This window comes from Streptomyces sp. NPDC040718 (genome assembly GCF_055593565.1).
In genome coordinates, this window is record NZ_JBVIXO010000006.1 from 99718 (window position 1) to 119781 (window position 20064).

Here is a 20064-nt window from a genome sequence, read left to right on the forward strand (position 1 = left end):
GTGGAGTGGGAGCGGAAAGGCGACGGCCATGAGGCCCGTGGGAAGAGAGCGGTACGGTGTCGGCCGTGATGAGCGCCGGCCGGCCGAGGCTGATCACGGTGACGTCGAGGAGCGGGCGCCGGACCGGCCGTCCGAACTGCCCGGGCGGTCCTGGAGAGCGGTGCTGCGCGGGACCCTGAAGGAGTTCGGGGACGACGAGCTGGCGGATCGGGCGGCGGCGCTGACGTACTACGGGGTGCTGGCCCTCTTCCCCGCGCTGCTGGTCCTGGTGTCGCTGCTGGGTCTTGCGGGTGAGTCGACCACCGGCCAGGTGGTCGACAGCCTCCGGAGGCTGGCGCCGGGCGCCGCGCGCGGTGTGATCAGCGACGCGGTCCGGCGGTTGCAGGGCAACGCCGGCGTCGGCTCGCTGCTGGCGGTCGCGGGCCTGGCCGTGGCGATCTGGTCGGCCTCCGGGTACGTAGCCGCGTTCATCCGCGCCTCGAACGCCGTCTACGACGTGCCCGAGGGCAGGCCGGTGTGGAAGGTACTGCCGTTGCGGCTCGGTCTGACCGTGACGCTGATGGTCCTGGCCGTCGCCGGCGCGCTGATCGCGGTGTTCACCGGCGGCCTGGCACGCCAGGCCGGGGCGGCCCTGGGCCTGGGGGACACTGCGATGACGGTGTGGTCGGTCGCGAAGTGGCCGGTCCTGGTCGTGCTGGTCACGGTCATGATCGCGCTGCTGTACTGGGCCGCCCCGAACGCGAAGGGGCGCGGCTTCAAGTGGGTGACCCCGGGCAGTTTCCTGGCGCTCGTGATGTGGATGGCCGCCTCGGCAGGCTTCGCCTTCTACGTCGCGAACTTCGGTTCGTACAACAAGACGTACGGCACGCTCGCGGGCGTGATCGTGTTCCTCGTGTGGCTGTGGATCAGCAATCTGGCCGTCCTGCTGGGGCTGGAGTTCGACGCCGAGATGGTCCGGCAGCGCGCCATCGCCGGCGGGCTCCCCGCGGACGAGGAGCCGTACGTGGAGCCGCGGGACACCCGGGCGTGGAGCGATGAGGACCGCCGCCGCCTGGAGTGAGCGGGGCCGAGGACGCCGCGCGTGCGGCGGGTGACCGGCGGGTTGCCGGGTAGACGCGTCAGGACACTCCATGGCGAGCGGAAGAAGGTGAACGGTCGATGAGCGCCGTTGGATGCCGTCCCGGCCGGGGCGGCGACGAGTCGGCGGGCGGGCTGCTGCTCCCGCTCCCGCGCCGCGCCGGGAGGCACAGGTGAAAGCCTCCAAGATCGCCTACAAGCCCGTCGGGTTCGTGCTCGGAGCCCTGAGCGGCATGGTGGCCGGGGCGGCCTTCAAACAGGCGTGGAAGGTGATCGGCCACGAGGACGATGCCCCGGACGCCACCGATGAGAGCCGCACGTGGAGGGAAGTCCTGACCGCCGCGGCCCTGCAGGGCGCGGTCTTCGCCGTGGTCAAGGCCGCCGTCGACCGCGGCGGGGCGGCCGCCACCCGGCGCCTGACCGGCACCTGGCCGGGCTGACCCCGTCCCCGCGGGGCCGGCCTCCCGGTGGAATCGGGAACCCCGGATCGGCGTTGTCCCCCTGCGGCGCGCATGAGCGGGCCGTGGCGGGTTACACGGCGTCAATGAGACCTGAACGCGGCGCGGCCGCCGCACGCGGCGGCCCTTCCGTCCTGCTGTTTCTGCCGGTGCAGGCGGCCCTGATGGCCGGCATCGGCCTGATGGTGACCGGCCCGCTCGGCGTGCGCTGGCCCGTGGCGGCCGAAGACGGCGTCAACCGGAGCCTGGCCGCGCACCGCGAGGGCACGGCCACCCTCTTCACCGAGTGGCTGTCCCTGCTGGCCGGCACCCGGAGCGTCATCGCGCTCACCCTCCTCGCCGTCCTCGCCGTGCTGGTGTTCTCGCGCGGGCGGTGGCTTCGGGAGGCGGTGTTCCTGGCCGGGGCGGTCGCGGCGCAGTCCGCGGTCTTCCTGCTGGTCACCGTGGTCGTGGAGCGCGCGCGTCCGCAGGTGCCCCACCTGGACCCCGCGCCGCCGACCTCCAGCTTCCCCTCCGGGCACGTCGGAGCGTCCGTGGCCCTCTTCGGGGGCCTCGCGGTCCTCGCGGTGCTCCGCCCGCGCGGCCCGCGGCGGTGGGCGGCCCGCGCCGTGGCCGCCGGCCTGCTGCTGATCCCTCTGGCCGTGTCGTTCTCCCGCCTCTACCGGGGGATGCACCACCCCTCCGACGTGGTGGCGGGCCTGCTCAACGGCGCCTGCACCCTCCTCGTCATGGCGCACGCGCTGCTGCTGCCCGGGGATCCGGGGCCCGGCTCGGACCCGCCCGACCGGCTCCCGCCCGCCCGCACCGCCCGCGAATCCGACGGGGCGCCCCGGCGGGCCGTGGTGGTCCGTCACCCGCACGGCTGCGGGGCGGAACTGGCCGGGCGGGTGCGGGAGGTCCTGCTCCGCCACGGTTGCGCCGACCAGGTGTGGACGGAGACTTCCGCGCAGGACGCCTCCGGCGGCCTCGCGGGACGGATCGCCGGGGATGACACCGACCTTGTCGTGGTCTGCGGCGGCGACGGCACGGTACGGGCCTGCGCCGACGTGCTGGCCGGCACGGGCGTCCCACTCGCGGTGGTCCCCTGCGGCACCGGCAACCTGCTGGCGCGCAACCTGCGGCTGCCCACCGATCCGGCCGAGGCTCTGGAGGCGGCCCTGAACGGTGCGACCGCGCGGATCGACACGGCCCGGGTCGGGGGTGACGGGCTGGAGTCCACCCGGTTCACGGTCATGGCGGGAGCCGGCTTCGACGCCGCCATGGTCGGCGACGCCTCCGACCGGGTGAAGGAGCGCCTCGGCTGGGCCGCGTACGCCCTGGCCGCCGTTCGGCACCTCGGCGACCCCCGGATGCGCCTGTCGATCCGGCTGGACGGGGGCCCGGCTCTGCCGCGCCGCGCCCGGATGGTCGTCATCGGCAACGTCGGCACTCTGCGGGGCGGACTGCCGCTGCTGCCCGGGGCGCGGCCCGACAGCGGCCGGCTGGAGGTGGTGCTGCTCGATCCGCGCGGTGCCCGCGGCTGGCTCGCCGCGGTGGCACACCTCGGGACGCGCATGCTCCCCGGCCGGGCCTCCGGCGACCCCGGCGGCGCGTACGGCCCGGTGGCCGGCGGCGCGCTGGAGTACTTCAGCGCCGAACGCGTCCGCATCCGCTTCGCCCGGCCCCAGCAGCGGCAGCTCGACGGCGACGTCTTCGGCCCCGGCATGCGGCTGGACGCCGAGGTGGAACCGGGCGCGCTGCGGATCTGGCTGCCGCCGCGGGAGCGGGCGCGTACGGCGGTGGACACGGAACGGGCCGGAGCGACCGGATCCGGCTGCCAGACGCACGGCTCCGACAGGGGGTGACGGCCATGGGAACCGCGACACGGGTGCCGCAGCGCGGGGAGGTGGCGGCGGCCGAAGCGGAGGTGGAGGGCGAGGAGCTGTCCGCCGAGGAAGCGGTGGCCGCGCTGCGGCGCTACGGCGGCTGGAGCCTCGTACGGGACTCCTTCATCCGGTTCCGGTACGCGGACGGCTTCAGCCACTCCAGGGCGCTGGCCCTGCAGACGGTGCTGTCGATCGTCCCGCTGGCCATCGCCTTCGTCGGGCTGTCCGGCGCCCTGCACACCGAGGACATCGGCCGGGTCGCGGAACTGACGATCCGCCGGCTGGCGAGCGGGCCGAGCCGGCAGGTGGTGGACGACGCGCTGGCGCAGAGCCGGCTCCGGCCCGGGGACGGGAGCCGGGTCGCGCTCTGGTTCGGGCTGCTGTTCTCCGTCGTGAACGTCACCACCGCCCTCTGCCAGGTGGAGCGGGGTGCCAACCGCATCTACGGGACCGAACGCGACCGGCCGTTCCTGCGGAAGTACAGCCGCGGACTGGTCATGGCGGTGCTGGCCGGTCTGCCCCTCGGCCTGAGCTTCGCGGTCACCGTCCTCGGCGCCCACGTGAACCGTGCCGTGGCGGAGGTCTACCACCTCGACGCCAGCACCATCCGCGCCTGGGACCTGCTGCGGTGGCCGGCGGGGGTGCTGCTGGCGCTGCTCGCCACCAGCGCCGTCTTCCGCCTCTCGCCCCGCCGGACCCAGCCCGGCTACACCTGGCTCGCCTTCGGGGCCTCGGTGTACCTGGTGCTGTGGCTGCTGGCCACGTGGGGGCTGAGCCTGTACGTGGGCGTCAGCGGCTCCTTCACCACCGTGTACGGACCCCTCAGCGCGTTCGTGGCACTGCTTTTGTGGGCGTACCTGACCTCGATGGCCCTGTTCCTGGGCCTGGCCTTCGCCGCCCAGCTGGAGGCCGTACGGGCGGGGGTGCGGCAGCCGGTCATGGAGGATCCCGGCGTCTGAGCGCGCGGCGCGTCGGGGGCGTGCCGGGCAGGGCAGCCGCTGCCCCGGCGGAGGAACCACGAAAGGAAGCACCACGGTCATGGCACGAATCCCGATGCGCGTCCGGCGTCTGCTCGTCCGGCTCGTCTCCGGCCTCCCGGGTCCCGACGCCCGGTTCGGCGCGCGGCTGCTGACGACGGTGGCGGCCACCGCCCTGGTGTCCGTGCCGTTCGCCCTCGCCCTGTTGCTGGTCGAGTCCCGGTGGCCGCCGCTGGCCCGGCTGGACCGGGGCACGGCCGAGCGGCTGCACGCTGCCGCTCTGGAGCATCCCGCGTGGGTGCGGGTGCTCGGCGCCCTGACGGACGTGGTGTGGGATCCGGTGACGCTGCGGCTGCTGGTGGCGGTGCTGGTGGTGTGGCTCCTCGTACGGGGGGCGCGGCGGCTGGCGCTGTGGGCGGCGGTCACCGCGACGGCGGGGGGCCTGCTCGGCCTCCTGGTGAAGGACGTGGTCGCGCGGGCGCGGCCGCACCTGTCCGACCCCGTCGCCCACGCGCCGGGGTTCTCCTTCCCCTCCGGGCACGCCATGACGGCCACCACCTCGTGTGCCGTGCTGCTGCTGACGCTGCTGCCGCTGGTGCCCCGGGGGCTGCGTCCCCTGGCGTGGGTGCTCGCGGCGGTGTCGGTGGTGGGCGTGGGTTACACCAGGGTGGCGCTCGGAGTGCACTGGGTGAGCGACGTGATCGGGGGCTGGCTGCTCGGTCTGGCGGTGGTGACGGCGACGACCCTGGCCTTCGAAGCCTGGCGGGCGGATGTCGGGCGGCGCCGTACGTCGCCCGCCGAGGGGCTGGAGCCTGAGATCCGCTCCGAGCACCCGGAGCCGCCGGTGGCCGCCCCGGAGCGTTCCTGAGCGCCCGTCGACGGGGTGTGGCGTGCGGATGCCCACGCCACGCCCGGAACACGCCGTCGGATCACGGGTCCGGTCACGACGAGGCTGCGCGCGGTGCCGCTGTGTGGGCCCTCACCTGGTCGGCGGACAGGTAGGCGTCCGTGTACTCGAACTGCCGCAGGGTCGGCGGTTGGGCGGGCTGGACCCCCGTCCTGACGAAGTCGTCGCCGGCCATGGCGTTGAGCAGCCAGTTGGTCAGGACGCGGGTCTTGGCGACGTTGGTGCGCAACGCCGACCAGTGGTAGCCGCGGGCCACGGCCTGGGCGGGGAGGCCCCGCAGCGGGATGCCGAGGGGTTTGGACACCGCGTCGGTGCCCCCCAGGTCGACGACGAGCCCCAGGTCCTTGTGCACGTAGGGCCGCAGCGGCTGCCGGCGCAGCGTCGCGATCAGGTTGTCCGCGAGCGTGCGCCCCTGGCGCAGGGCGTGCTGCGCCGTGGGCGGGCAGATCGCGCCCTCCTCCCGTGCGGCGAGGTCGGGTACGGCCGCGGCGTCTCCCAGCGCGAACACCCCCTCGGCACCCGGCACGGTCATTTCGGGGGTGACCAGCAGCCTTCCCCGGACGGTTTCCGCGTCGAGCGTGGCGATCAGCGGGCTCGCGGCGACTCCGGCCGTCCAGATCAGGGTCCTGCTGGGCAGCACCCGGCCGTCGGTCAGCACGATCTCGGTGGGGCCGGCCTTGGCGACGCTGACACCGAGGGAGACCTGGATGCCCCGTCGGCGCAGGGTGTCCAGGGCCGCCCGCCCCAGGGAGTCGCCGAGTTCGGGCATCAGCTTCGGGGCGAGGTCGAGGAGGTGCCAGGTGATCTGGCCGGGGTCCAGACGGGGGTAGCGCTTCACGGCGTGGTGGGTGAGCCGCTGGAGGCAGGCGGCCGTCTCGGTGCCGGCGTAGCCGCCGCCGACCACGACGAAGCACAGGCGTGCGGCCCGCTCCGCCTCGTCCTCGCTCGCGTCGGCCAGGTCGAGCTGGGAGATGACGTGGTCGCGCAGGTACGTGGCTTCGGCGAGGGTCTTCATGCCGCGGGCGTGCTCGGTGAGCCCGGGGATGTCGAAGGTGCGGGTGATGCTGCCGGGGGCCAGCACGAGGTGGTCGTACGCGTGGTCCGTCAGCTCGCCGGTGATCTTCCGTACGACGCAGGTCTTCGCCCGGAGGTCGACGCCGACGACGCCGCCGGGGATGATCCGGGTCCGGTAGCGGCTGCTGCGGCGCAGCGAGACGGCGACGGACTGGGGGGTCAGCACGCCGGATGCCACCTGGGGCAGCAGCGGCAGGTACAGCTGGTAGGAGTTCGGGGTGACCAGGGCGATGTCCGCCTCGGCGGGCGTGAGCCTGCGCTCGAGCCGTCGGACGCACTCGACTCCGGCGAATCCGGCTCCCACCACGAGAATCCTCGGTCGTGCCACGGTGTCCGTCCCTTCTCGGGCCTGCCAGGTCACTCCGCCCCTGCCCCGTGGACGTCGGTCTTGCACCTGGAATGTCCGAGAGGGAGCGGCCGGTCGCCGGTTCGGGGGTTTCGGCCGGAGTCCGGCGGAAACACGCGAGGACGTGGGACAGGCGGAAGAGGTACCGGTCCCGTCGAGTGAGGGGTGAAGGCCGTGGCGGTTCGAGCGGTGGGCTGGGCCCGGTCGTTTGCCGTCCACCGGGGGGTACGTGAGGCCCGCCGGTGGTGTCTGTCCCATCTGGACACCCTGCCGTGGGCCGCGGGCGCCCCCGACACGGTCCACTCCGTCCTGCTCACGGTCTCCGAGCTGGTCACCAATGCCCACGTGCACGCCCACAGCAGTGCCCACCTCGTCCTGACCTGGGACGGCCGCTGTGTGCACGTCAGCGTGACGGACGCCGACCCGCGGATACCGGCCCCCAGGGAGGCTTCCACCCGGGCGACCTCCGGCCGGGGCCTGGCCATCATCGACGCGCTCGCCGACCGGTGGGACGCCCACGCCTTCCACGGCGGCAAGACGATCACGGCATGCTTCCATCCTCCGGAGCAGCCCTCCCCGCACGGGCGGACCGGCGGCGACGCCGGGAAGCCGCCGGCCGGGCGCCCCTGAGCAACGGGCGGCCGCCTCCGAGCCGCCCCCGCCGGGCGGCGCGGCTACGCTGGAAGAGCGGCCGGCCAGGTGAGCGGCCTTCCGGCCGCCGGGCCCGGCCGTGAGCGTCTCCTCCCCCTCAGCAGACGCCCGCGCCGGGCCTCCGCGTGCGAGGGCGGCGCCGTGGTGCCGCGTGTCCGTGCTCGACATCGATGCCGCAGGGGTCGTCACCCATGCCGTCTCCCTCTCGCACGTCTCGGCCCAACCGCAGGCCGGGACCGGGCAGCAGGGGCTGCGCGACGCCCTGGCCCGACGGCGACCACACCCGAGCGCCTCGGCTCAGCGGACGTGGTTCTTGAGGATGTCGGTGTCGTCCAGGGTGATGTCCACCGGCTCCGGGATCCGTACCGTGTCACCGAAGAAGAACGTCCGGGTGCGGTACCTGCCGCCGACCGGGTCGGCGTGCAGGACCAGCGAGCCGTTGTCGCGGTCGATCAGGAGGTAGACCGGGATCTCCCGCTCCGCGTACGCCCGCGGCTTGTCCTGGCGGTCCCGCCGGTCGGTCTTCGCGTCGTACGAGGTGACCTCGACGACCATGACCACGCCCTCCGCGCCCGCCCACTCCCCCGGCCCGCGAAGTACCCCTTCGGGGCCAGGACACCGTCCGGGCGGGCGCTGCCGTTCCCGTACGACTCCACGCGCAGGCCCTGCTCCGGGTACAGGCGCAGGTCGGGGCGCTGGCGCATGCAGTGCTCCAGCAGCCACATGACGATCTCGCCGTGGTCGCCGTCGGGCACCGGCTCGACCCCCAGCTCTCCGTCGGCGAGTGTGGCCTCCTGGTCAACATGCCCTTCACTACCAGACTTCCGACCCCGGACACGCCGGGGTCGAGGACTCCACCCGCTCCCGCAAGGGGCCCGAACGGTCTCCCGGCGGTCAGGCCGTCACGAGTTCCTCCGCGACGAACCGTTCCACGAACTCCCGTGCGCGCCGGTCGAGATCGGCGTACTGCGCCTCCCGCTCGGCGCCCGCGACCGCTTCGCCGATCAGGAGGTTGCCCTCGGCGTCCACGCGCTGCGGGCGCTCCTCCGCGTCGGTGAGCAGGCCCACGGTGGAATGGGAGAAGCCGCAGTAGTAGGCGATGCCTTCGCTCAGATTGGTTTCGAGGACCGTTCGCATGCCCTCCACGAGGGGGTCGTTCGCAGTGGCGCCTGCGAGGCCCAGCCACAGCATGCGCTTGCCGGCGAGGCGCGGCTTGCTGCGGCCGTAGGCGAAACCGTAGTTCCATACGCGGTCGATCCAGCCCTTGAGGATCGCGGGCACGCTCTGCCAGTACACCGGGAAGACGGCGACGATGACGTCGGCGTCGAGGATGCGCCCCATATGGGCGTGCACCTCGTCCGAGTACGGCTTCTCCCTGTTGCCCCAGTCCGGCTGGTCCGACGCGTTCATCCGGGGGTCGAACCCCTCGGCGTGCAGGTCGAGCACGTCGATGCGGTACCCGGCGGCTTCGAGCCGCGCGGCGGCACGGCGGGCCGTGTGCGCGGTGAGGGAATCGGCGCGGTGGTGTGCCACCACGACGAGGGCCGTCCTGGTGTCGCTGTCGTGCTGCGTCACGGTGTCTCCTGGCTTGTCTGGGATCGGTTCGGTTCAGTTCGATTCGGTTCGACAAGTCCAGTACAGCTGCGGCGACGTGGATGATCCATGGGAGAAACGCTCCGGAACATAGGAGATCGTCTACGCTGCCCTCCGTGGACCCTTTGAGTTCCTTGCTGAGCGGCATCCGGGCCGAGGGCTCGGTCGTCAGCCGCGCCGTACTGACCGCGCCCTGGACCATCCGCTTCGCCGACGACGCACCGCTCACCATGATCAGCGTGCTGCGCGGCGGGGGCACGCTGCTGCTGCCCGACGGCACCGAGCGGGCGGTCGGCAGGGGCGATACGGCCATCGTGAGCGGCCCCGCGCCGTTCCATCTGGCCGACCGTCCCGGCACCGTCCACGGCTCCCACGCCGCGTACGAGATCTCCTGCTTCACCCCGCAGTCCGAGTGCACCGCCCAGGAGCTCGGCGGTATCCACTGGGGCGCCGACTCGGAGGAGGCGACCGCGCTGATCGTGGGCGCGTACCGTGCCTCGGGGCACCGCCACGAGCGGCTCCTGCGCGCCCTGCCGCCCGTCCTGGTGGTCAAGGAGGACGCCGAGGTCTGTGCCGGGCTGGAGACGGCCGCCGCCGACGCCGCCCGGCTCTCGGCCGGTTCACAGGCGCTGATGGACCGGCTCCTCGACTGGGCCCTGGTCTGCACGTTGCGCAGTTGGTTCGACCAGGCCGGCACGGACGCGCCCAGCTGGTACCGGGGGCTCGCCGACCCGGTCCTCGCTCCCGCCCTGCAGGCCTTCCACGACCGGCCCGCCGAGGCCTGGACGGTGGCGTCGCTGGCCGCCCGGGCCGGCGTGTCCCGGGCGCTGTTCGCCAAGCGCTTCACCAAGCTGATGGGCCGCCCGCCCCTCGCCTACCTCACCGAATGCCGCATGGACGAGGCCGCGGCGCTCCTGACGGACACCGACCTCAGCATCGCCCGGATCGGAAGGTCGGTCGGCTACGCCGACGCCTTCGGCTTCAGTGCCGCGTTCAAACGCCACAAGGGCTTGAGCCCCAGCACGTTTCGCACCGCGGCGGCCTGAGTGCCGGCTTGATGCGTCACGCACCGCCCCACCTCGGCATTTAATTGAAATTCTGACGGAAATCGCCGCGCTGGCCGGAAATCCTTGCCCAATTTGGTGTCAGGCGCACTGATGTTTCATCATCATGACTGCGCGTCAAGTTTGGGCGCGCACCGGGGAGACGAGGCGCCGGGGGGCCCTCGTTCACACCGCCGGGACGGCAGGAGAGCTCTCGCTCCCGCCGTGCCCCGCCGTGGCTCCCGTTCCGTCTCCGTCACCTAGGCAAAGGCCCATGTCCGCCCAGCAGCTCTCGGACCTCATACGTTTCGCCCGTCACAACTCGCCCTTCTACCAGGAGCTTTACGCGTCCCTGCCGCCCCACGCCGACCGCCTCACCGACCTGCCGGTGGTCGACCAGCAGGCGTTCTGGGCGGCCAACACCCTTCACGACAGCCGCGTGCTGACCGGCCCGCTCAGCGAGGCCACGGTCTACAAGACCGGCGGCACCACCGGGTCCCCCAAGTTCTCCGTCTACACACGTGACGAGTGGCGGACCTTCGTCACCGCCTTCGGCCAGGGGCTCGTGGACACGGGTCTGCGCCCGGGACACCGGGTCGCCGACCTCTTCTACGCCGGGGAGCTGTACGCCAGTTTCCTCTTCGTCCTCGACTCGCTCACCCACGCGCCCGTGGACAACGTCCGCCTGCCCATCGGCGGCGGCGCGCCGCTGGAGTCGACGATCCCCACGCTGCGCGATCTCGCCGCCCAGGTGCTGGCCGGAACACCGACCACCCTGTGCCGGCTCGCCGAGCAGGCCGTGTCGTCCGGTGTCCGGCTCGACTCGGTGGAGTTGCTCCTCTTCGGCGGCGAGGCCCTCTTCGACGACCAGCGCCGCCTGCTGGCCACCGCCTTCCCCCGCGCCGAGGCCCGTTCCGTCGGGTACGCCAGCGTCGACGCGGGCCTGCTCGGCCGCCCGGTACCCGGCTCCGACGCCCGGGTGCACCGCGCCTTCACGCCGTACTCGGTCGTCGAGATCCTCGACGACTCCACCGACGAGCCCATCACCGAGCCGGGCCGGCCCGGCCGGGTCGTCGTCACCAGCCTCTTCCGCCGCCTCATGCCGATCATCCGCTACCCCGCGGGCGACCGGGCCGAGTGGACCGGCACCGGGGCCGGGCACTTCCGGATACTCGGCCGTGCCGAGGAGGGCGTACGGGTGGGCCCCGTCTCGCTCTACACCCAGGACGCCCAGGACGCCGTGGCCACGGCCGACACCACGGGACACGTGGTCGGCATGCAGCTCGTCGTCCGCCGTTGGGACGGCCGCGACGGGCTCGTCCTGCGGCTGGCGACGGCCCCCGGCGGCCACGGCCGCGATGAGCTGGCCGGTGCCGTCGTCGCGGAGCTGGAGAACGTCCGGCCGCTGTATCCGGACAGCGTGCGCGCCGGGTTCGTGCACCCGCTGTCCGTGGAGTGGGTGCGCCACCGCGACCTCGCCGTCAACCCGCGCTCGGGCAAGCTCGTCCGGGTCCTCGACGAGAGGCCGACCGCATGACCGCCCCCTCCCCCGTGACCGAGACCGGGGCCGCGACCGGGGCCGGGACCGCGGCCGACCGGCGGCGTGCTCCGCTGGTCCTGCGCAACCGCGCCTTCGGCGCCGTGTGGCTCGGCCAGATCCTCACCCAGGCCGCCGTACGGATGTTCCAGGTGGGCGTCTCCTGGTGGATCGTCGCCTACGCCGTGCACGACGGCCGGGGGCTGGCCTCCGGGCTGTTCATGGCCGCCTGCACGCTGCCCGCCGTGGCGCTGGCGCCCGTGGTGGCCGCGGCGGTCGCCCGGTTCGCGCACCGTTCGGTGCTGCGGACCGCCGCCGCCCTGGCCGGAGGCGCCTCGGGGGCCCTCGCACTGTGGGCGTACGGCGGGGGCCCGCCGCTCGCCACCGTGTACGCCGCCGGTCTCGCCCTGGCCACCTGCCAGGCGTTCTTCGACCCCTGCCTGACCACCTCGGTGCCCGAACTCGTCGACGACGCCGACATCGAGACCGCCACCGGCTTCGAGCTGTCCACCCAGTCCCTGGCCGGCCTCGGTGGAGCGCTGCTCGGCGCTCTCACCGTCGACCGGGCGGGCGTGGCCGGGCTGGCCGCCGGCTGTGCGGCCGCCTACCTCGGCGCCGCCCTCCTCGTCGCGGGTGCCCGGTTCCGTACCGTCGTGCCGGGCGACGGGGCCGATGCGGCGGATCCGGCGCAGCGGCGCACGCTGCGCGGGATCCTCGGGGAACTCCCCTACGTGCGGCGGATCCTGATCTGCTTCACCGCGGCGAACCTCTTCACGACCGCCGTGTTCGTGGTCATCCCCCTCTACACCCGCTCGGTCCTCGCGGGCGGTGGCGGCACCGTGGCCCTGCTGGAGGCTTCCCTGGGCACCGGCGCGCTCGTCGGCGCCTTCACCGGCACCCGGGTACCGGGACGCCCCACGGTCGCCGGCGCCTGCTGCCTGGGCCTGATGGCCCTCGCCCTCGCGCTGCCGGGGCTGGTGGCGCACCGTCCGGTCGTCGCGGGCTGCCTGGCCGTGGCCGGCTGGTGTGCCGGGGCCGTCAGCGTCCGCTTCGTGGCCCTCTTCCAGCGGCTGGTTCCGCCGGCCGACAAGCCCGGCTTCTTCGCCGTGATGCAGGCCGTGCTGGGCGCCTCGCTGCCGGTGGCGTCCTTGGTGTTCGGCTTCGCCGGCGACTTCCTCTCCCCGCAGACCCTGTGCCTGGTGCAGGGCGTCGGACTGGTCCCGGCGGCCTGCGCGCTGGCCCTGCTGAAGTCCCCCGCACCCGCGCCGGCCGCACGACCCGCCGGAGGTGAGCGGTGAGCCCCGTCATCACCCCCGCCGCGTGCTCGGACATCGCCGAACTGCGACAGCTCTACTACGCCGTCTACGGACCGCACTACCCCGTGGCCCTCGGCACCGACCCGGCCGAGATGGCCCGGCTCATCGAGGACCCCCACTCCCTGTGGCTCGTCGGCCGCTGCGCCGGCACCGGCGCACTGACCGCTTCCGCCGCCATCCACGGTGAGGCGGGCAGCCGCATCGGCCGCCTAGAGGGCATCGCCGTACACCCCGAGCACCGCTCGGCGGGCCTGGCCGCCGTCCTGACCGAGGAACTGTGCGCGGGCATGCTGGACACGGGACGACTGGACTCGGTGTACGCGACCGTGCGCACCGTCAGCGCCGGCCCGCAGCGCGTCGTCGCGCGCAACGGCTTCCGCCCGCTGGGCATCCTGCCCAACGCGGTGGATCTCCGCAGCCGCGAGAGCCTCGCGCTCTACGCGCGTCACTCCGCCGGGGTGCTGGACCGCCGGATCCCCGTCGCCGAAGTGCCCGCCCCGCTCCTGCCGTTGCTGCGCACCGCCGAGGCCGCGCTGGGCATCGGCTACCCCGGGGTGCGGGCCGTCACCGGGCCGCAGCCGGCGCCGCCCGTACCGCAAGGCGCCGGCGACCGGCTGGAGATGATCGAGGCGCCGGCCTTCGTACGCCGCCGCTTCCGCGAGCGGTACCCGAGCGCCGAGGGCTGGTTCTACCCGCTGCACACCCCGAACGTGCTGCTCACTCCCGAAGACGGCCGGTTCGAGGTCTACGCCTACCTCAACCGCGCCGGAGGGTACTGCTCCCTGCTGACCGCCCACCCCGACCCGGCCGCCGCGGCCGCGTGCCTGGAACCCGTCACCCGGGCCCTGGCCCGTGCGGGCGCGGGCTACATCGAGGCCCTGGTACCGCTCGCGCACCAGGAGGTCCTCTCCGCCTTCCTGTCCGAGGGGTTCGTCGCCGGGGCCATCTACCCGGCGATGCGCGCGGACGGCGAGGGCTTCCACGACTACGCCGTGCTGTCCCGCTCCAGCGAGCGCATCGACTTCCGCGGCGTCGCCGTCGAACCGCCCCTCCAGCCCTATCTGGACTGCTACGTGTCGGCCTGGGCGTCGACGCACCTGCCCACATCACCCGAGGTTGCCCCATGAACCCCCATCTCGCGCCGGTCGCCGTCCCCGACCCGGCCCTCCTGCCGCACGTCCAACAGCTGTGCGACCTGACCGACCCCTACGCCTGCGGTCCCGCGGAGGACGAGCTGTTCGCCGCCGCCATGGCCGAGACCAACGCCTGGCACGTCGAGCGCTCCCCGTTCTTCAGCTCCCTGTACGAGGCCACTCCCCCGGCGCGGCCCTACCGGACTCCGCTGGTCCACGCGAACTTCTTCAAGCGGCACGAGGTGCTCTCCGTCCCGCGCGAGGACGTCGAGCTGCACCTGACCTCCTCCGGCACCACCGGCCAGAAGTCGCAGATGTTCTTCGACCACTGGACCATCCGCTCCGCCCAGCGGATGGTCGCCCGGATCTTCGAGCGCAACGGATGGATCACCCCCGACCAGGAGGTCAACTACCTCCTCTACAGCTACGAACCGGCTCCCTCCCTCAACCTCGGGACCGCCTTCACCGACAACTACCTGTGCGATTTCGCCCCGGCGCGCAGCGTCGAGTACGCACTGCGCAACACCGGTGGCGACCACGAGTTCGACCCCTTCGGCTGCGTCGCCGCACTGCGCCGCTTCGAGCGGGAGGACGCCCCGGTCCGCATCCTCGGCTTCCCGGCCTTCCTCTTCTTCACCCTGGAGCGGATGCGGGCCATGGGGATGCCTCCGCTGAGCCTGCCCGAGGGCTCCCTCGTCATCCTCGGCGGGGGCTGGAAGGGGCACTCCGACCGGCGCATCGAGAAGGAGGAGCTGTACGCCCGCGTGACCGAGCAGCTCGGCATCCCGGGCGAGCGGATCCGGGACACCTTCGGGTCGGTGGAGCACTGCATCCCGTACATCGAGTGCGACCACCACCGGCTGCACGCCCCCGTGTGGTCCCGGGTGACGATCCGCTCCACGCGCACCCTCGAACCGCTGCCGTACGGGGAGCGGGGCTACCTGCACCTCGTGTCGCCGTACATCACCTCGGTGCCGGCGCAGAGCGTGGTCATGGGCGACCTCGCCTCCCTCCAGCCGGGCGACGCCTGCGGGTGCGAGCTGGAGACACCCTGGTTCACCGTCCACGGCCGTGCCGGGGTGAGCCGCAACCGCAGCTGCGCGGTGGCCGCAGCGGAACTGATGAAGGGCATGGCGTGACCATGATGGAGACCACGACCGGGTCCGCGTACGAGCAGCACGGCGACGGCGGCGCGGACCACTACTGGCAGGGTGCCTTCATCGGCGACGAGGAGGCCGGGCGCCGCCTGGCCGGCCTGCCGGGCGCCGTGGAGGCCGCGCTGGCCACGGTGCTGGAGACCGAGACCGTGCTGGCCGCCTGCGACGCCCTGGCCACCGCCCTGTGCGACCCGGCCCACCCGGTACACGCCCGGCTCGCCGCGCACCTGCCCGCGGGAGAGGACCCGGCCGTCCTGGCGGAGCTCGGTGGCCTGCTGGGCCGGCGGGAGCTGACCCGCAAGCTGCGCCGCGAACTCGGCAGCGCGACTCCCGGCCGGCTGGACCGGGCCGATCCGCGCGAGACGGTCTACGAGGCGTGGGCGCCCGTCGGCCTGGTCGCGCACATCGCCCCCGGCAACGCCGCTACGGTCGCGCCGCTGAGCATCGTCGAGGGGCTGCTCGCCGGGAACGTCAACGTCCTCAAGACCAGCAGCGCCGACACCCTCCTCACCCAGCACCTGATGGCCGAGCTCGCGGCCCTCGATCCCAGCGGCGCGCTGGCCGCACGGGTCGTCGTCCTGCGCTTCCCGTCCTCCCGGCAGGAGTGGCTGCGCCTGATGTGCGCGCCCGCGGACGCCGTCGCGGTATGGGGCGGGGAAGGCGCCGTCGAGGGGGTGGCGTCGCATGTGCCGGCCGGGTGCCGGCTGGTGGAGTGGGGGCACCGGATCTCCTTCGCGTACCTGACGGGCGACGTCTGGTCGGACGCCGGCACGCTCGGCGCCCTCGCGGACGACGTGTGCCTCCACGAGCAGCAGGCGTGTTCGAGCCCGCAGGTGGTCTACCTCGACACCGAGGACGAGGGGGAGGTGTTCGCCTTCGCCGAGCGTTTCGCCGCGGTCCTCGCGGCCCGCCCGCCGGCCGCGGGCACCGGTCAGGAGGTCGGGCCGGACCCCGCCGAGGCCGCCGAGCTGACCACCACCGAGCTGGTGGCCCGGCTGGAGGAACACCTCGGCCTGACCCGTGTGTTCGCCGCGCCCGACGGCTCGTGGCGGGTCATGGCCGACACCCGGTCGCCGCTCACGGCCTCGCCGCTGCACCGCAGCGTGTGGGTCAAGCCGCTGCCCCGCAAGCGGCTGATCGCCACCTTGCGCCCGATGCGCCGCTACCTGCAGACGGCGGGCCTCGCGGGCAGCCGGTCCGACGTGGCCGAGCTCTCCCGCACCGCCCTGGCCGCGGGCGTCACCCGCGTCACTCCGGTCGGCGCCATGCTGGAGAGCTACGCGGGCGAGCCGCACGACGGCGTCTACGCCCTCCAGCGGTACAGCCGCCGCGTCGCGGTCCAGGCCGACCCGGCCCGGTTCGCGACCACCGCCTGCCTCGACGACCTGGTCCGGCCCGTCGTACTCCCGCTGCCGACGGGCCCGCTGCTGGGCAAGGAGGACGTGCAGGAACCGGCCCGGGAGCTGGCCCGGACCGATGCCGAGCTCTACTTCCGCAGCGGCGGCAGCACGGGCGCTCCCGCCCTGTCGGTGTTCAGCTACGACGACTACGACACCCAGATGCACGCCGCCGCCCGCGGTCTGCTCGCCGCCGGCTACGACCCGGTCGGGGACCGCACCGCCAACCTCTTCTACTGCGGCGGCATGTACGGCAGCTTCATCAGCTTCTTCTCCGTACTGGAGCGGCTCGGCGGGGTGCAGCTGCCGCTGTCCGCGGGACCGGACCACCGGGCCACGGCCCAGGCCCTCATCGAGCACCGGGCCGACACCCTCTTCGGAATGCCCTCCTACCTGTGGCAGCTGCTGCACGCGGAGGCGGACGCGCTGCGCGCGTACGGGGGCCTGCGGAAGGTCTTCTACGGCGGTGAGCACTTCACGCAGGAGCAACAGCGCACGCTGAGGGAGAAGTTCGGCATCGAGACCGTCCGCTCCATCACCTACGGCAGCACCGACCTCGGCCCGCTGGGCTACCAGTGCACGGAGAGCTCCGGCGGCGTCCACCACCTGCACGCCGACCTCCACACGATGGAGATCGTGGACCTGGCCGAGGACCGGCCGGTGGCCGCGGGAGAGACGGGCCGGCTGGTCTTCACCACGCACGCCCGGCGCGGCCAGCACCTGGGCCGGTACCTGATAGGGGACCTCGGCCGGGAGGTCCCGGGCCGCTGCCCGTGCGGCCGGCACGCGCCCCGCTTCGAGCTGATGGGGCGCACCGGTGACGTGATGCGGGTGGCGACGTACTTCCTCAATCACCGCCGCTTCCTGGCGCTGGCCGAGGAACAGGGCGGCCACCGCGGCGAGTTGCAGATCAGGATCGACGGTGCGGATGCGCGCGAGCGGCTGACCGTACGGGTGGAGCAGGCGCCGGCGACGGACCCGGGGCGGCTGCGGGAAGTGTTCCTGTCGGGCTACCCGGAGCTCGGTTCGGCGGTGGCGGAGCGGCTGCTGGACCTGGTGGTCGAGGCGGTCGACGGCCCGTCGCTGGACCGCAGCCCGACCAGCGGCAAGCTCCTCGCGGTGGTGGACGCACGCCGCTAGGACGTGGCCGCGCCCGTCGTGCCGGGTGTCCTCCGGCCCCGGTCCGCCGGCCGGGGCCGGGTTCCGCGCGGGCGGTCGCCGGGCTCGGGCAGGATGGGGGCGTGCAGACGACGGAGCTGGTCATGAGGGCGGGTGCGCTGGCCGCCGGGGGCGGCCGGCGGATCCTCGGCATCGCCGGGCCGCCGGGCGCCGGGAAGTCGACGCTGGCGGCACGGATCGCGGGGGCGCTCGGGCCGGCGCGGGCCGTGGTGGTGCCGATGGACGGGTTCCACCTGGCGCAGGCCGAGCTGCGCCGGCTGGGGCGGGCCGACCGCAAGGGGGCCCCGGACACCTTCGACGCGGCCGGCTACGTATGCCTGCTGCGCAGGCTGCGCGCGCCCGAGGGGGCCACGGTGTACGCGCCCGCCTTCGACCGCTCGCTGGAGGAGCCGGTCGCCGGCAGCATCCCCGTCGGGCCGGCCGTACCGCTGGTGATCACCGAGGGGAACTACCTGCTGCACGACGCGGTGGACTGGGCGCCCGTGCGGCCCCTCCTGGACGAGGCCTGGTACCTGGCCCCGGACGACGCCGTGCGGGTCGACCGGCTCGTCGGCCGGCACGTGCGCCACGGCAAGGACCCGGCGCACGCGCGCACGTGGGTGGCGCGGTCGGACGAGGCCAACGCCGTGCTCGTCGCCCGCGGCCGGCACCGCGCCGACCTCGTCCTCGACCCCGGCTGACGTGCCCGCGGGGGACCCGGCCGACCGCGTGCTCAGAAGCTGTTGCGGCGGCGCATCCTGAGGGGGCGGCCGTCCGGGTCGATCAGGGCGCGGTGCAGCGGCGCCGCGAACAGGCGCCGCGTGCCCGAGAGCTCCGGCGGGAGGTAGCGGCGCAGCCGGCCCGGGGGGCGCGGTCCGCGGCGGCCGGAGGCGTGCCAGTCGTCCAGGGCCGCGGCGGAGCGCCCGAACCGGTCGAAGGCGGTCTCCGGATCGCACAGCTCCGGCCCGGTCCCGTCCGGCGCGTCCAGGTGCTCGCGCATGAGCTCCAGGCGCAGCCGCCGGGCGAAGGGGCGGGCCCCGTCCCCCAGCCCGCCCGGGTCGTGCGGCGGATCGGGATCGCGGCTCCGGTCGAGGACGGTGCAGCTCAGCTCGGAATCGTGCGTCCACGAGCGCAGGTTGACGTTGTCGGAGCCGACGGCGGCCCATACGTCGTCGATCACGCAGACCTTGGCGTGCACGTACACGGGGGTTCCGGCGTGGTTCTCCAGGCCGTACACCGCGACGCGGTCGCCGCCCGCCCGGCGCAGCTCCTCCAGGGCGGTGATCCGGCCGATCAGGTTCACGGGGCGGGTGAGGCGGCCGTTCTGGTCCGGGACGGAGGGGATGACGGCGATCAGCCGGAGCCCGCGGTGCGCGCGCAGCGCGCGGGCGAAGCAGGCCACGACGCGCGGGGACCACAGGTACTGGTCCTCCAGGTAGACGAGCGCCCGGGCGCGCCGCAGGGCCTTGAGGTAGCCGCGGGCGATGCTCCGCTCGCCGTCGGGGGCGAAGGGGTATCCGCGCAGCAGCCGGTTCGGGTAGGTGCGCAGTACCTGCACGGCGTGCGTACCGCACGGCAGGGGGTCGGGGCCCTGCGGAGGCAGCTCGTCCGCGATGGTGTCCTCCCGGCCCCACCACTCCCGGAGGCGGATCACGGGGCTGCGGGAGAGCGGCGCGGGATCCTCCCAGCGTTCCCGGAAGACCGCTTCGACGTCGCCGACGGCCGGCCCTCTGACGGCCAGCTGGATGTCGTGCCAGGGCGGGTGCGGGCCGTACGCTGCGGCGATGGGCAGCGACTGGCGGTCGCCCCGGTGGTCGGCGTCGTCGTTGCGGTTGTGGCACAGGTCGATCCCGCCGACGTACGCGACGTCGTGATCCGGGCGGCCCTCGTGGCGCAGGACGACCAGCTTCTGGTGGTGCGAGCCGCCGGGGCGTACGCGCAGGTCGAGCAGGCATTCACCGCCGGCGGCCTCGATGTCCTCGCCGAGGGAGCGGTTCTCCTCCTCGCTGAAGCGGAAGCCGTCCAGGTGGGAGCGCCACAGCAGCCCCTTGACGATGACACCCCGCTGCGCCGCTGCGCCCAGCACGGTCGCGATCTCGGTGCCGGGTCCGTCCAGCCGTTCGTCGGGGTCGCCGCGCCAGTCGGTGAACAGGAGCAGGTCGCCCGCGCGCATCCCCCGGATCATGGCGAGGAGCTCCGCGAAGTACGCGGCTCCGTGGACCAGGGGACGGGCGTCGTTGCCCTCGGACCAGGCGGCCCCGTCCGCGCGGCGGTGCTCCAGCCGGGTGGCGGCGTTTCCGCGTTCTCCGGGCTCCAGCAGCCAGTCCGAGCGGGTCATGAGACGACCTCCGCCGTGCGCCTACCCGCTGCGGGGC

The 20064-nt window shown here is 73.9% G+C and carries 17 protein-coding genes; 13 read left to right on the forward strand and 4 right to left on the reverse strand.

All coding sequences use genetic code 11. The annotated features are described in order from the left end of the window. Positions 1–28: 28 nt before the first annotated feature. From ACZ597_RS17370 to ACZ597_RS17390, 5 genes are all read left to right on the forward strand, one after another. Positions 29–1060, forward strand: a complete 1032-nt coding sequence (locus tag ACZ597_RS17370) for a YihY/virulence factor BrkB family protein (RefSeq protein WP_471330393.1) — start codon at positions 29–31, stop codon at positions 1058–1060. Positions 1061–1250: 190 nt separating this feature from the next. Then, complete coding sequence (locus tag ACZ597_RS17375) at positions 1251–1517, forward strand: DUF4235 domain-containing protein (RefSeq protein ID WP_471330396.1); 267 nt, start codon at positions 1251–1253, stop codon at positions 1515–1517. Positions 1518–1621: 104 nt separating this feature from the next. After that, on the forward strand, positions 1622–3379 hold the full coding sequence (locus ACZ597_RS17380; protein WP_471330399.1) for a bifunctional phosphatase PAP2/diacylglycerol kinase family protein: 1758 nt from the start codon (positions 1622–1624) through the stop codon (positions 3377–3379). 5 nt (positions 3380–3384) lie between these two features. Next, complete coding sequence (locus ACZ597_RS17385; protein ID WP_471330402.1) at positions 3385–4359, forward strand: YihY/virulence factor BrkB family protein; 975 nt, start codon at positions 3385–3387, stop codon at positions 4357–4359. A 94-nt stretch (positions 4360–4453) separates the two neighbouring features. After that, positions 4454–5245 carry a phosphatase PAP2 family protein gene (locus ACZ597_RS17390; protein WP_471331307.1) on the forward strand — a complete coding sequence of 264 codons (792 nt, stop codon included), beginning with the start codon at positions 4454–4456 and terminating at the stop codon, positions 5243–5245. A 73-nt stretch (positions 5246–5318) separates the two neighbouring features. Here ACZ597_RS17390 and ACZ597_RS17395 read toward each other — a convergent pair whose 3' ends face one another. Continuing rightward, positions 5319–6686 carry an NAD(P)/FAD-dependent oxidoreductase gene (locus ACZ597_RS17395; RefSeq protein ID WP_471330405.1) on the reverse strand — a complete coding sequence of 456 codons (1368 nt, stop codon included), beginning with the start codon at positions 6684–6686 and terminating at the stop codon, positions 5319–5321. A gap of 192 nt (positions 6687–6878) precedes the next feature. On the opposite strand from ACZ597_RS17395, the gene ACZ597_RS17400 reads away from it, so the two are divergent. Beyond that, positions 6879–7334 carry an ATP-binding protein gene (locus ACZ597_RS17400; RefSeq protein WP_471330408.1) on the forward strand — a complete coding sequence of 152 codons (456 nt, stop codon included), beginning with the start codon at positions 6879–6881 and terminating at the stop codon, positions 7332–7334. A 318-nt stretch (positions 7335–7652) separates the two neighbouring features. On the opposite strand, the gene ACZ597_RS17405 is transcribed toward ACZ597_RS17400, so the two are convergent. Continuing rightward, positions 7653–7910: a Uma2 family endonuclease gene (locus tag ACZ597_RS17405; protein ID WP_471330411.1), complete on the reverse strand. Its 258-nt coding sequence runs from the start codon at positions 7908–7910 to the stop codon at positions 7653–7655. Positions 7911–8249: 339 nt separating this feature from the next. Next, a complete protein-coding gene (locus tag ACZ597_RS17410) occupies positions 8250–8930 on the reverse strand; it encodes an NAD(P)H oxidoreductase (RefSeq protein WP_471330414.1) in 681 nt (226 codons plus the stop codon). A 134-nt stretch (positions 8931–9064) separates the two neighbouring features. Between ACZ597_RS17410 and ACZ597_RS17415 the strand changes: the two genes are divergently transcribed. From ACZ597_RS17415 to ACZ597_RS17445, 7 genes are all read left to right on the forward strand, one after another. Then, positions 9065–9994: an AraC family transcriptional regulator gene (locus tag ACZ597_RS17415; RefSeq protein WP_471330417.1), complete on the forward strand. Its 930-nt coding sequence runs from the start codon at positions 9065–9067 to the stop codon at positions 9992–9994. 271 nt (positions 9995–10265) lie between these two features. Beyond that, positions 10266–11528 carry a phenylacetate--CoA ligase family protein gene (locus ACZ597_RS17420; protein WP_471330420.1) on the forward strand — a complete coding sequence of 421 codons (1263 nt, stop codon included), beginning with the start codon at positions 10266–10268 and terminating at the stop codon, positions 11526–11528. Beyond that, positions 11525–12826 carry an MFS transporter gene (locus ACZ597_RS17425; protein WP_471330423.1) on the forward strand — a complete coding sequence of 434 codons (1302 nt, stop codon included), beginning with the start codon at positions 11525–11527 and terminating at the stop codon, positions 12824–12826. Before ACZ597_RS17420 ends, ACZ597_RS17425 begins: the two co-directional genes overlap by 4 nt. Then, positions 12823–13971 (forward strand): GNAT family N-acetyltransferase, encoded by a 1149-nt coding sequence (locus ACZ597_RS17430; protein ID WP_471330426.1) that lies wholly within the window; start codon positions 12823–12825, stop codon positions 13969–13971. Before ACZ597_RS17425 ends, ACZ597_RS17430 begins: the two co-directional genes overlap by 4 nt. Further along, positions 13968–15116: a LuxE/PaaK family acyltransferase gene (locus ACZ597_RS17435; RefSeq protein ID WP_471330429.1), complete on the forward strand. Its 1149-nt coding sequence runs from the start codon at positions 13968–13970 to the stop codon at positions 15114–15116. The genes ACZ597_RS17430 and ACZ597_RS17435 overlap by 4 nt, the downstream gene beginning before the upstream one ends. Before the next feature lie 2 nt (positions 15117–15118). Continuing rightward, on the forward strand, positions 15119–17671 hold the full coding sequence (locus ACZ597_RS17440; RefSeq protein ID WP_471331309.1) for an acyl-CoA reductase: 2553 nt from the start codon (positions 15119–15121) through the stop codon (positions 17669–17671). A gap of 101 nt (positions 17672–17772) precedes the next feature. Beyond that, positions 17773–18390 carry a nucleoside/nucleotide kinase family protein gene (locus ACZ597_RS17445; protein ID WP_471330432.1) on the forward strand — a complete coding sequence of 206 codons (618 nt, stop codon included), beginning with the start codon at positions 17773–17775 and terminating at the stop codon, positions 18388–18390. A gap of 32 nt (positions 18391–18422) precedes the next feature. Here ACZ597_RS17445 and ACZ597_RS17450 read toward each other — a convergent pair whose 3' ends face one another. After that, positions 18423–20027 carry a phospholipase D family protein gene (locus tag ACZ597_RS17450; protein ID WP_471330435.1) on the reverse strand — a complete coding sequence of 535 codons (1605 nt, stop codon included), beginning with the start codon at positions 20025–20027 and terminating at the stop codon, positions 18423–18425. Positions 20028–20064: the final 37 nt, after the last annotated feature.